This window comes from Peribacillus sp. YIM B13482, from assembly GCF_042787975.1.
Lineage (GTDB): Bacteria > Bacillota > Bacilli > Bacillales > DSM-1321 > Peribacillus > Peribacillus simplex_A.
On the sequence record NZ_JBHZPF010000085.1, the window covers coordinates 1 to 12,122 of the forward strand.

13 protein-coding genes and 2 pseudogenes are annotated in these 12,122 nt (G+C 35.8%); 5 read left to right on the forward strand and 10 right to left on the reverse strand.

Going from position 1 to position 12,122, the window contains the following annotated elements:
• Positions 1-88: 88 nt before the first annotated feature.
• From ACFX4L_RS23710 to ltrA, 3 genes are all read right to left on the reverse strand, one after another.
• Positions 89-433, reverse strand: a complete 345-nt coding sequence (locus tag ACFX4L_RS23710) for a YolD-like family protein (protein WP_377386271.1) — start codon at positions 431-433, stop codon at positions 89-91.
• Positions 434-548: 115 nt separating this feature from the next.
• On the reverse strand, positions 549-1,130 hold the full coding sequence (locus ACFX4L_RS23715) for a cupin domain-containing protein (protein WP_377386274.1): 582 nt from the start codon (positions 1,128-1,130) through the stop codon (positions 549-551).
• Between the two features lie 266 nt (positions 1,131-1,396).
• The gene (ltrA, locus tag ACFX4L_RS23720; protein ID WP_377406430.1) at positions 1,397-2,671 is read right to left on the reverse strand and encodes a group II intron reverse transcriptase/maturase; all 1,275 of its coding nucleotides are present in this window, start codon (positions 2,669-2,671) and stop codon (positions 1,397-1,399) included.
• A gap of 702 nt (positions 2,672-3,373) precedes the next feature.
• Between ltrA and ACFX4L_RS23725 the strand changes: the two are divergent.
• Positions 3,374-3,555: pseudogene (locus ACFX4L_RS23725) on the forward strand (IS6 family transposase); the annotation flags it as partial.
• A 657-nt stretch (positions 3,556-4,212) separates the two neighbouring features.
• On the opposite strand, the gene ACFX4L_RS23730 reads toward ACFX4L_RS23725, so the two are convergent.
• A complete protein-coding gene (locus tag ACFX4L_RS23730; protein WP_284471209.1) occupies positions 4,213-4,557 on the reverse strand; it encodes a hypothetical protein in 345 nt (114 codons plus the stop codon).
• 449 nt (positions 4,558-5,006) lie between these two features.
• Here ACFX4L_RS23730 and ACFX4L_RS23735 point away from each other — a divergent pair, with 449 nt between their 5' ends.
• From ACFX4L_RS23735 to ACFX4L_RS23750, 4 genes are all read left to right on the forward strand, one after another.
• The gene (locus tag ACFX4L_RS23735; protein ID WP_377387459.1) at positions 5,007-5,282 is read left to right on the forward strand and encodes a tyrosine-type recombinase/integrase; all 276 of its coding nucleotides are present in this window, start codon (positions 5,007-5,009) and stop codon (positions 5,280-5,282) included.
• 655 nt (positions 5,283-5,937) lie between these two features.
• Positions 5,938-6,483: a hypothetical protein gene (locus ACFX4L_RS23740; protein WP_377387462.1), complete on the forward strand. Its 546-nt coding sequence runs from the start codon at positions 5,938-5,940 to the stop codon at positions 6,481-6,483.
• A gap of 52 nt (positions 6,484-6,535) precedes the next feature.
• Positions 6,536-6,787: a hypothetical protein gene (locus ACFX4L_RS23745; RefSeq protein WP_289320636.1), complete on the forward strand. Its 252-nt coding sequence runs from the start codon at positions 6,536-6,538 to the stop codon at positions 6,785-6,787.
• A gap of 114 nt (positions 6,788-6,901) precedes the next feature.
• Complete coding sequence (locus ACFX4L_RS23750) at positions 6,902-7,156, forward strand: hypothetical protein (protein ID WP_377387465.1); 255 nt, start codon at positions 6,902-6,904, stop codon at positions 7,154-7,156.
• Positions 7,157-7,486: 330 nt separating this feature from the next.
• Here the strand turns inward: ACFX4L_RS23750 and ACFX4L_RS23755 are convergent, their stop codons facing one another.
• The 6 genes and pseudogenes from ACFX4L_RS23755 to ACFX4L_RS23780 form a co-directional block, all read right to left on the reverse strand.
• The gene (locus ACFX4L_RS23755; RefSeq protein ID WP_377387468.1) at positions 7,487-7,828 is read right to left on the reverse strand and encodes an S-Ena type endospore appendage; all 342 of its coding nucleotides are present in this window, start codon (positions 7,826-7,828) and stop codon (positions 7,487-7,489) included.
• A gap of 85 nt (positions 7,829-7,913) precedes the next feature.
• Positions 7,914-8,234 carry an S-Ena type endospore appendage gene (locus ACFX4L_RS23760; RefSeq protein ID WP_377387471.1) on the reverse strand — a complete coding sequence of 107 codons (321 nt, stop codon included), beginning with the start codon at positions 8,232-8,234 and terminating at the stop codon, positions 7,914-7,916.
• Positions 8,235-8,319: 85 nt separating this feature from the next.
• On the reverse strand, positions 8,320-8,649 hold the full coding sequence (locus tag ACFX4L_RS23765) for an S-Ena type endospore appendage (protein WP_377387473.1): 330 nt from the start codon (positions 8,647-8,649) through the stop codon (positions 8,320-8,322).
• 301 nt (positions 8,650-8,950) lie between these two features.
• Positions 8,951-9,481 (reverse strand): S-Ena type endospore appendage, encoded by a 531-nt coding sequence (locus tag ACFX4L_RS23770; RefSeq protein WP_377387476.1) that lies wholly within the window; start codon positions 9,479-9,481, stop codon positions 8,951-8,953.
• A 415-nt stretch (positions 9,482-9,896) separates the two neighbouring features.
• On the reverse strand, positions 9,897-10,820 hold the full coding sequence (locus ACFX4L_RS23775; protein WP_089363951.1) for a hypothetical protein: 924 nt from the start codon (positions 10,818-10,820) through the stop codon (positions 9,897-9,899).
• Between the two features lie 1,105 nt (positions 10,821-11,925).
• Positions 11,926-12,122: pseudogene (locus ACFX4L_RS23780) on the reverse strand (hypothetical protein); the annotation flags it as partial.

Sequence of the window (12,122 nt, forward strand, 5' to 3'; positions counted from 1 at the left end):
TAGATTTCCTCAGAATAAACTGAGAAAAACTACCTCTATTGGCCCGAAGGGACTTTTTCAGTGCCCTCCTCATTGAGAAGGGCTTTTTTTAATCCTCAACAATTACACTAATGATATCATCAAACTGAATATACTCAAAGGAACTATCTTTCTTCTGAATACGTAACTCTTTCGTGACAGGATGTATGAACACACAATACTCGTACAATTCTTTTGAATTTCCCTCGTTACGTACTTTAAATCTTATCGGCAAATGATATTCCATAGCATAATGAATGTTGTTTTCAAACTCCTCAACCTGGTATTCATCGAGGACAGGCTTCTTATTTAGGAAATAATCCACCTCACCCAGTTTTTTATTTAAAGCTTTATGTTCCGGCATGATCAATGCTGCTTGCCATTTAACGAGCCCTCTATCACGAATTGTCCCCATCAGAATGATCCCTCCTTTTACATCTATCCTACACGAACAAATATTCTCATTAAAGTCAGAAAAAAAGCCCTTCCAAGTTAAAGAGAAGGGTTTGATAATTTTTTAATGGGTTGATCTATTGCCATAACCGTTGCCCTTCTTCCGAAGCCAATGCATCTGCTTTTGTAACATGAACAGTACCAAATGGATGGTTAGGAGGAGCATATATCGAGTATAGTTTTAGCGGAATATTACCTGTATTGGTTACATTATGCCATGTGCCAGCAGGTATCATTATTGCATAATCATCATAGACGTTTCTTACAAAGCTTAAATTATCCTTTCTATTACCCATTTGAACAACCCCTTGACCTTGTTCAATACGTAAAAATTGGTCAACGTCAGGGTGAATTTCTAAACCAATATCTTCACCAACTTTAATACTCATCAATGTAACTTGCAAATGTTTTCCTGTCCATAAAGCGGTACGGTAGGTAGTGTTTTGTTTCGTAGCCTCATTGATATTCACTGCAAATGGTTTTAGTCCATAATCTTTTACCACAATATTATTTCTTCCGTTTGAAGATTGTAAAAAACCCAATTGGTTAGCATTATTAACACTCCAATAATCAGGATTTCTTACATAGTTATACATTGGTACATTAACATAATAAGGGTTTTGATATTGATACGGTTGGATATAAGGAACATAGTACATTTTTCTCAATCCCTTCACAGCTTATAAAATTATCCTATTCACTGCTTAGGGGAAGGTACCTAGGGCAGGGAAAATTCTTTAAAGTAAACATTGTTAGCCTAAAACGTTTATTCCATTAAATAGCCCTTTATTGTCCGGCCAATAAAACAACTACTTCTTTCTGACTAAACTGCCCCGTTAGTGCCATATCGAGTAGGGGGAAAATAAGTTTATTTTCGCCCCTCTCACAACACCGTACGTACGGTTCGCGTATACGGCGTTACAATTTATATCACAGTGTGTACTTTTAGATAATGTTCTAAAGCAGAGGGGACTCCCCTCTGCTTTAGTCTTTTGTTTGAGATTGCTCTTTGGACGACTTTGGATACTGCTATGAATCGGTAACCTTTTCGACAGTAGGTTAATCCTTTCGCTTCTTCCTCCTGAATTCCTAGTAGAATAAGCGATTTAATTTGTTTCTTCGCTACTTTCCATGGTTTCCATATGATGACCCTAATTCTAGAGCGAAGCTTTGTGTCTACTCGTTCCGTCGTTTTTTTCATGTTTGCCACTCTGAAGTAGTTTACCCATCCAACTATTACTTGGTTCAATTTCAATATTCGGTAGTCTAGTGGAACATTCCAATTTCGCTTTGTCAGTTGTCGAAGTTTCCTTTGAAACTTCTGTACAGAACTTGGATGAGGTTTCACTTTGTATTTGTTGTTATTAGTGTCGTTATAATACCCAAATCCTAAGAATTTCAACTCTTTTGGACGTGAGATTCTACTCTTCTCTACGTTGACTATCAGGCCTAATTTCTCTTCTATAAATCTCACGATTGTGCTCATTACTCGGTTCGCTGCCTTTTCACTTTTCACAAAGATAAGGGCATCATCAGCGTACCTCACGAACCTTAGTCCTTTTTTCTCCAGTTCCTTATCAAGTTCGTTTAACATTATATTACTTAATAGTGGACTGAGGTTGCCTCCTTGCGGAGTACCGACAGGTGTGTCTTCATATTTTCCATTCACCATGACTCCACTGACTAAGTATTTTCTGATTAACGAGATGACATTTCCGTCTTTTATTGTGTTGGATATGATTCTCATGAGTTTATCGTGATGGACGGTATTGAAGAATCTTTCAAGATCAATGTCTACTACCCAATCATGTTCATCATTCAGAAACTCCAGGCTTTTAATTATCGCCATTTCACAACTTCTTTTTGGTCTGAAACCGTAACTGAATTCACTGAATTGCTTTTCAAATAGTGGACTGAGAACTTGATGAATGGCTTGTTGAACGACTCTATCCACTACTGTTGGTATTCCCAATTTGCGCATCTTTCCATTTTCTTTTGGGATCTCCACTCTTAAAGCAGCTTGTGGTTGGTATTTTCTTGTTCTGATGCGCTGACGCAGTTCATCTTTGTTCTCTTTCAGGTATTGCTTTAGTTCGTCGACTGTTACTCCGTCGACCCCACTTGCACCTTTATTTTTATAGACACGTATGTAGGCTTCGTTCATATTTTTATTACTTAGGATTTGTTCTAAAAGTTCCACACTCGTTTCTCCTTTCCTCTCACGTAGTAAGTGATATCTCTATTTTGGTTATTCTTTGAGGTACGCTCATACTTTCACCATTAACACATTCGGAGTTCGTCACTTACGCATTCGTGGCGTTGAAACACTATAAATTGTTCAGCCCTTCATGAAATTATTTCATTACTATGGCTTCTGCTGACTTCTTGCGACTAACCTTTTTCGACTGTACTTCTGTACTTCTGTACATCCGCAAGACCTCCCAGGGTAAGACACCTATCTTTCCTCTTTTACTCGCCTGATTTACTCTATAAAGTTACGCGCATCTTTTGGACTTTAACTTGTCTTGGAGTTTAATCCCTTTATAGAGCCTTAGTATCAGATTCCTGTTCGTCGAGCCAAGATTTTATTCCACGCTTCCTCCAGCCCTTACCTCACGATAAGTACCTTGCGCTTCCTTAGTGGTTGGTCGATGTATACCCCCACAGTGGACTTTCACCACCTAGATAGTTGCCATGCCTGGCACACAAGAAAAAGCCGCCTTAAAGACAGCTCCGATCTTCAGCTAACGCACCTGTTCGTATTATAAGGTCATCCAGAAAATATTACTGGTTGACCATTTTTTATATCGATATATGATAACCGTAGCTGGGCTAGAACGTACCTGCTCGTGGGACATGATCTGAAAATTTTAGATAAAGATATTGACATCCTATTAGCTGGTATCGTTTCATTAAGAAGCGTGTGCGTTAATGCTGGGATTCAAGTCGTATGGAACACCCACTTCTATATTGAGTGGTATTAAAGCGATACATACAATGAAAAAAGGACAACTTCACCAACATGTGAAATGTGTCAAAAAAGATGTAAAATTCATACATAAGTTGTTTGGAATTTCATCATAATCAGTTTTTTGCACCAGAACCCTTAATCTGATAGACACTGTAGTGATGAAAATAAGCTTGGTTTGGCGATAATTAATAGGGAATCTATCAATAAATTTTTAGACTATACTGTAGGCATGAATGGTACTATTGAAAATGCTTTGACAGATTTTCTCGTTAAAAAAGGTCATTTTAATAAAACGGCTGCTAAATATATCTCTTCAGATTTTGTTTTGATAGTTTTTTAAATATTTATAAAAAGTGATGTGTATTATGAGTAAAAAACAGCAAATTTGGCTAGCTATATTACTTATCCTTAGTTTAATTTATTTTATTGGTGGAATGATATCCGAACACGACTCAGGGTACCCCTTATGGCACAGGACTCTTGGTTTATTAGGCTGTATTATTTGGGGAACGCTACTTTTTAGTGTCTGGAAAAGCAAGCAAAAAACATAACATGTAAACGGCATATCAATTAATGTGCCGTGCAAAGTGTAGACAAACCCCTTTTCCAAAAGAATTGTTGGAGAAAAAGGGGTTTTTTTTATCTTTTAATTAGCATATTTAGTTGTAAATTTGAAAGAAGGACACAATATATTGTTTCTAAACTTTTTATAAAAAACAGCTGTCGACTTTGTCGACAGCCTGGAGACAGCAATATGCTGTCTTTTTTCATCACCTACAAATCCAAGTCCAACCAAATCCATGAACCCATACTCTCCTACAGCGTGGAACCCATTGCCCGTGTTCCCAATGTCCGCCACCATGACCACCACCGTGTCCGTCCCATTGACCGCCACCATGACCGCCGCCATGTCCGTCCCATTGGCCGCCACCATGACCGCCGCCATGTCCGTCCCATTGGCCACCACCATGACCGCCGCCATGTCCGTCCCATTGGCCGCCACTATAACCGCCGCCATGTCCGTCCCATTGACCACCGCCCGGCCCCGGTATTCGTTCTCCGTCTATATAATAAGGCACATTATAAGGGTTAAAAGCGTGATTATAGTTATACATTCAAGAAATCCTCCCTTTTTGTTTACCCTTTCAGGCTATGTACAAAGAGGGGTTAGTGTCCTAAATGGACAACTATATTGGGCTGCCTATTTATTGTTGTCTAAAAAAAGAGAACTCACCTATCATGATAAAACGCAAAAAAATGGAATTTATAACTACAAATGAAGGTATTTGCAATTTACCATTCCTAGTAATGCCGCCCCATCACCAATATTGGCCTTTCTTAAATTCTCAAAGATATAAATTTACCACCAAATACTTGCCGTCTTTCTGTGAAGTTATATCTGGTTTAAGGTGAACAAAAAGATCACTCATCCATACACCGAGCAACCACGAATAATAAACTCTTCAGATAAAAAAGGGTATCAGCTCTTTAAATCCATCATGACGAAAGCCTTGCCGCTCTGTAAACACGTCATGTCATTAAGCAAAAGGAAATAAAACTGAAATTGGCAGAAAGATGTTATAGAGAAACAAATCTTGTTTTCGAACGCGGAAATGGCCTCCCCTATTCAAAATCCACCTTACACAGGGCCTTTATTCGCATTTGTAGAAAAGCAGGAATTGCAAAACATATAACCATTCATGGTTTACGACATACACATGCGGTTTTACTTCTTGAATCCGGAGCCAGTTTAAAAGATGTGCAGGAACGTTTAGGACATAAATCCATTCAAACAACAGCAGATGTCTATGCTCACGTTTTAAAGTTGAATATGAAATAGTTTGAAATGTGGTCAGCCAGCCCGTTCCCTTTCATTTTATAAAAATAAAAAAAGCCTTGGTAACTGAGAAACTCAGTAATACCAAGGCTTTGAAACTATTAATACATTGACATATATTGTTCGCGTTCCCATGGGTGAACTTGTGTGCGGAACATATCTTCGACTTTCGTATTTTTTCAGACTGATTCATATTGGTTGATTTAATAAGGTTTTACATAACCTGAAGACAAATTTCTATTAAGTTTTTTCACCTTTGAATTTTTATTATGTGGTCAGAATGTGGTCATTTTTTCATAGTAATACATTCATTCTTTTTCATCTATAAGGGAAAAACAGTAAAACTTGAAGACCTTGTTATGAACGCTTCTTTTTAATTGTTTATCGATGCAATTCCAAAAAGAACGATTCTTTGAAAGAACCTTTTTCTTGTTTTGAATGCCGTTATTTTTTCATTACTACACAAACCCCTGAATTGGCATCAAACTATGTAAAATAGTTAAATATTTTTCATTGATAGACAATAAAACAATCATTTTAAATACGCTCACATACTCTAATGAGTACCGTATTTTTAAAAAATTTCGGAAGTCTTCTATTGATTCCCTTTAATCTTAAATGAGCAAATTACCTAAATTTTCAAGAAGGGGAGATGATAATGAGTAATTGTAATATATGCCCTGAAGAAGTGGAAGTAATCAACACTTTTGAGGACCCAGTAGTAACAGAAGCCTCCCAACCTAGAGCTGCCGTGAGTGGACGGAATTTCTTTTTAACGACTCAACGACAATCAGTCACAAATAACTCTTCACTCTTTTTACAGATTACTAACCCAGTTGGATCAGGTAAAATTCTTCATATGGGGCGAATAGCTGGAACATCAAATTCAAACTTAGTTATTACCCTTAATCGTAATGGTTCATTTGCAGGAGGAACTCCTCTCACTCCAGTCAACGCCAATTTTGCTTCAACGAATACAAGTATCGCTACAGCTAAATTCATAAACCAGGCAGCTGATCCTACAGTAGGAGGCGTTATTTTCCAAGATCTTATTCAACTTGCTACTGGAGGAATGGTAGCAGTTGAATATGAAGGTGACGTTGTTATGCCTCCTGGAACAACGTTTGTTATACGTACACTCAACAATTCTGGTGGTAATAATGTTATATCTATTGATTTTAGTTTTTGGGAAACAACTCATTAATACTTTTAAAGGTATAACGGGAATTAAGTATTAAAGAAAGGAATGATTAAAATTGGCAACAATTCAAACAATAACACTTCCAGCTAATACAGCAACAGTTCTTGTCGAAGGTGACGGACGTAGAGTGTTACTTCAAGGCGGTTTATATTTTATAGGGGGATCCGATGTCGATTCAGACCATGGAATTTTTCTTTCAGGTGGTCATGAGGTCGTAGACTTAGGGAATGTAGCTTTTGGTGAAACCATCTATGCTTATTCAAATGATAGCAACACTGTAACTGTTTTTTATTATACAACAGTATAATAAAAAACTATCTATTTCCTTTATTCGAAAAGGTAGAGAGTTAAACAGCTACCTTTTTATTTTAGTTTATTTTTTTTATGAATCCTTATTTTTATAAGAAAGAGTGGAGAGATAATGGCAGAGATTCAAACAATAACACTTCCAGCTAATACAAGTACTATACTTGTAAATGGCACTGGCCAAAGAGTATGGATACAAGGTAACTCATTTTATTTAGGTGGATCGGATGTCAATTCGAACAATGGAATTTTCATCCATGGGCATGATAACCTGATAGATTTAGGGAATATAACTTTTGGAGAAAAAATCTATGCTTTTTCCAATCATGAAAATACAATAACAGTTTTTTATTATACGACAGTAGTGTAAATATAATTTATTTCATATCCAATGTATTTAATTGGTCTCAGAGTGTAGACAAACCCCTTTTCCAAAAGAATTGTTGGAGAAAAAGGGGGTTTTTTATCTTTTAATTAGCATATTTAGTTGTAAATTTGAAAGAAGGACACAATTTGTTGCTAAACTTTTTATAAAAAACAGCTGTCGACTTTGTCGACAGCCTGGGACCAATGTATTTAATTGGTCTTTTCTTTATGAAGATATTAAAAAAGGTATCTAAATGATGAAGATACCTTTTTGTCGTTATATACAAATCACTAAAAAACCTATTCAGCCAGTTCTAGGATATTGAACTCTAAACTAAGCGAGAACACGTTTGTATAAGTTAATACAAAACTTCCCACTAGCTCCAGCTGGTACTGTAATAGCAAAATCAGTAGGTTGATCAACAGATTGAGTATCGGAGTTTCCTGCAGTAGCACTTAAAGCGCCTGCTGGGGTAGATGTCATCGTCGCAGTTACTGGTGTAGCTGCTGGACTGGAAGCTGAGTTGGAAATTTCAAAAGTTCCTGAAAAATATGCGCCTGCTGGTGCAGACCATACTGTTGTTGTAGTAGCTGCAGCAGTTGCGTTATTAAAATTACCACAAATGCTTTCTTGAAATATTTGTGCGGGAGGACAGCAGCTGTCATTAAAACACATTATATGACTCTCCTTTCGAATGATATTTGTCCATTTTAATAGATATAAAGCAATAACTTAAAGAAAAGTAATCCTTTATATCTTATTACGCTAGAACACGCTTATATAGGGTGATACAAAACTTCCCACTATCTCCAGCACCTGCTGTAATAGCAAAACCAGTAGGTTGATCAACTGATACAGAGTCAGAATTTCCAGGAGTAGCACTTAAAGCACCAGCAGGAGTAACCGTTGCAGTTACTGTAGTCGTACTGGAAGCTGAGTTGAAAATTTCAAAAGTCCCTGAAAAATAGGCGCCTGCTGGTGCAGACCACACTGTCTCAGCTGCTAAAGGCCCATTAAAATTACCACAAATGCTTTCTTGGAACATTTGTGCGGGAGGACAGCAACTGTCATTAAAACACATTATATGACTCTCCTTTCGAATGATATTTGTCCATTTTAATAGATATAAAGCAATAACTTAAAGAAAAGTATTCCTTTATATCTTATTACGCTAGAACACGCTTATATAGGGTGATACAAAACTTCCCACTAGCTCCAGCACCTGCTGTAATAGCAAAACCAGTAGGTTGATCAACTGATACAGAGTCAGAATTTCCAGGAGTAGCACTTAAAGCACCAGCAGGAGTAACCGTTGCAGTTACTGTAGTCGAACTGGAAGCTGAGTTGAAAATTTCAAAAGTTCCTGAAAAATAGGCGCCTGCTGGTGCAGACCACACTGTCTCAGCTGCTAAAGGTCCATTAAAATTACCACAAATGCTTTCTTGGAACATTTGTGCGGGAGGACAGCAACCTCCGTTTCCATTTGATCCACACATTATGAATTCCTCCAATTTAATATTAAATAGCTTGTATAGCCATTCATATTATAGAATGTGATTTTTGTAATCTTGCAACGGACAAGAGTGGAACATGTAAAAATTCCTTTATACTACTTAATAGAATTTTTATTCCGTTCAAACTAGAACTGAAAAGGAATACAGCTTTCCTTAGTTATGAGGAATATTTTAGAAAGATACAGAATTCAATAAACTACTGGATTTAATAATTGATTGTTGTAAAAAAATCAACGTTTTCAGTAACTTTTTTTTGTTTTTCAGCATTCCTATTTACATTTTTCTATTTATGTTTTTTATCGTAAAAAACAGGAAAACATACTTCCAAGTTAAATTTCCCTTCAGCTATCCCCTTATTTATCCGAAATACGATAATCGATTCGGCATCATCGACTGTTGCCGAAAGTGTATTACCAGGAGGAACGGTGAATTCAACTGGACATCCAACATTTGAAATTACGATAATCTTAATCGATGTAGCACTCATGGCGCTATTAAATACAGAGATTGTTACGGTAGTCTTCATCAACATTTTCTCTTTCCAAATCTTTAAATTCGGAACCTGATCGCTTAATAACAGATTCCCACATGTGCTATTGCATACAACTGGTCCTATTGGTTCCGGTCCTGCAGGTACATTTACTTTCACTTTTACATCGGCTTTACATTTGCATGTACTGTGCCCACAATCTTTACATTTTTTATGAATGCATTTGCATTTTCTATAGCCGCAATCTTTACATTTTTTATGAATGCATTTGCATTTTCTATGTCCACAATCTTTACATTTTTTATCTTTTTTATCCTTGCCCAATTTTGATCCTCCTTTTCATAAACATTACTTTATCTTATGAATCTAGAATGTATTGGATTGGACAAATACTTATGAAATGGGCCTGGTAGCCCCATTGTTCCGAATGGGATTACATCTCTTTGTATTAGGATCTGAAACAGATTTGAAAGTGGTTTATGATATTAATGAGTTAGTAAAGAAGGTTAAGCCTATACTTTAGAAAAGCCCCTCTCAATTTAGAGAAGGGTTTTCAAATAAGCTAAGGAAATTTTTCTCTACCTGTATGGACATTACTCTGAATTTACTAGCCCTAGCATCAAAAAATTAGACAAACTCACAAACACCTATATATATATCAACTTGATAAAAACTGTCAGAGAATTGATTTGTTTTATATCTAAGGTTATTGAGCTGTTCGGTCCTATTATTATACTATTTAGGGTTTTATAACTGCTCGCATTGACCCCTCTGCTCTTGTGCTCTCATAATCTTTTTCGCTAACTTCATAGGGTCTTGGTAAAGCAATAACTTGAAAATTCGAGTTAGCTTTTACAAATGGCAGCTTAAATTTAAAAACCTTTCTTTCACCTGGATTAACTAATACATTACCTACTAATTCATTATTTTCAAAAGGAACTTGCTTCCAATTACTTAAAGCAATAATATTGTAGTTTTCTTTTTCCTCATTAATATTTCCGACGGATATATAAATATCTTCCCCACTTCTTTCAGTAGGAAGAATCGTTAATTCCTCTTTTTGTTTACTTATAAATATGGTATCGTTTGGTCCTTCGTTAAACATTTCTTCAGGAGTAAAGGTAGCTGTTTTTTGTTTCTGACTGTTGTTCTTAACCTGAAAGCGCAAAGGTAAAATTTCTTGTAATGAATGCATCTTTGGAATATCTAATTTCTCTGTAAAATAATTAGGTTTTTTAATAACAAGATAATCTATTTCACTTGTATCTTTTTTAACGGAAATACTTGTCTTGAATTCAACGGTTTTATTTGCCTTCGCATTAAAAGGATATACATTGTACTGCTTTCCTTGGACTGTAAAAGGAATTTGTTTAAAGTTATCAAGGACAATTAATGCATAGTCCCTTTCCACTTCAATAAAATTAGAGAGAGAAAAGGTATACTCGAGCTTATTTTCTTTTGGTTCTAGTATACTTCCGTTATTTACTACTTTATCGTTTTCATCTAATAGGCCGAAGGATATTGTGTTAGAACTTTCCTCAAATCCTGGTTGAACTCCTTTTGTATTTCCATTTGTTTTTTCAGCTGATTTATTATCATATAATAACCAACCTGAAATCCCAATTAATAAAATGACCGTTATTACCATAAGTTGTTTTTTCATATAACCCGCTCCCAGAAAAGAAGTTAAGGCTAACTAATGTCAGCCTTAACTTCTTCTATTATTTAAAATTTATCCACAGTTTCATGCCTGATAGTCTTATAATTTTTCTTAATATAATTATGATTGCCAAAAGCTTTAGATGGAATTGAACCAGATTTACTAGTATATGTTGCACCAGCATACTTCGAGTAAGACTGTTTATCTTCTTTTGACCCTTGTAAACCTCCCTTACTGTTATATACCCTAACTTTTGCACTGATAGCGTCCTCGGATGCACTTGCTGTTGAAGTAGCAGTTGCCGTTGGAGATCCCACAATTGGATTCTTTGCATTTATCTTGGAGGTACATGTGATCTTTTTACCAGCTGTAGCTGTTGCAATACCAGGAGTTACACTGCTAACTTCAGATAGAACTGATATGTTAGTAATAGTTGTTTCCGTTTCTACTTCAGCTGCCAGAGCGCTATTACTTTTTTACAAAAAAATTACAGTATTTGTTTATCCCAAAAGATTAATACTGTACTCTATATTAAGATTAGGGTTTTTATCATGGTGATATTTCTAGGAGTCCTATACCGAAAATCTTTTTGCATTTATTATATATTCATTTATGGGACACTGGGTTATGTAAGTCCGATTGATTACAAACTTGAACACCTTAAAAAAGTTGTCTAGTTTTGTGTTGACATACCATTCTCTTACTGAATTACCCGAGTGATAAAGATCTACAATAGTCTTCTTGAATTCATTATTATATTTTTTACCTGTATTCTTACGTTCCAAGACGGACACATCCTCTCAAAAATCATTGTAAGGACTTAACTAAAATGTGTCCAGAAACTATACTAACTCCATGTGGTCATCTTTAGTGCATCATTTGGAACTAATGCACCCTTTCTATAAGCGTTAAGGTTTAGACGTAAAGGCAAATAAAAAAAATCCTAATAAGATTAAATATCTCTTAAACCCAATAGTTATATCGGGTATTAAACTAACCTCCCTTTTAGTTCCATAAATAAAGGAGCTGCTGATCAGCTCCTGATGATAAGTAAAGCAGCTATTAGTTGCTTTTGTAAGACATTCAAAAACTTGAAGTAAAAGTGTTTTTACTTTTTTACATACATTTTGTTTATAAAGGGTTCAACTGAAGAAATGGTTACACCTTGATAATAATAATTTAAAATATCCTTATAATTTTTACCTTCTTGTGCCAATGGACAGGTTATACTTAGTTGGACAATAAAAATAAGGGCATGTAGAATCATACACAATAAGTGAGGAGAATCTACTATGTCTAGAAAAA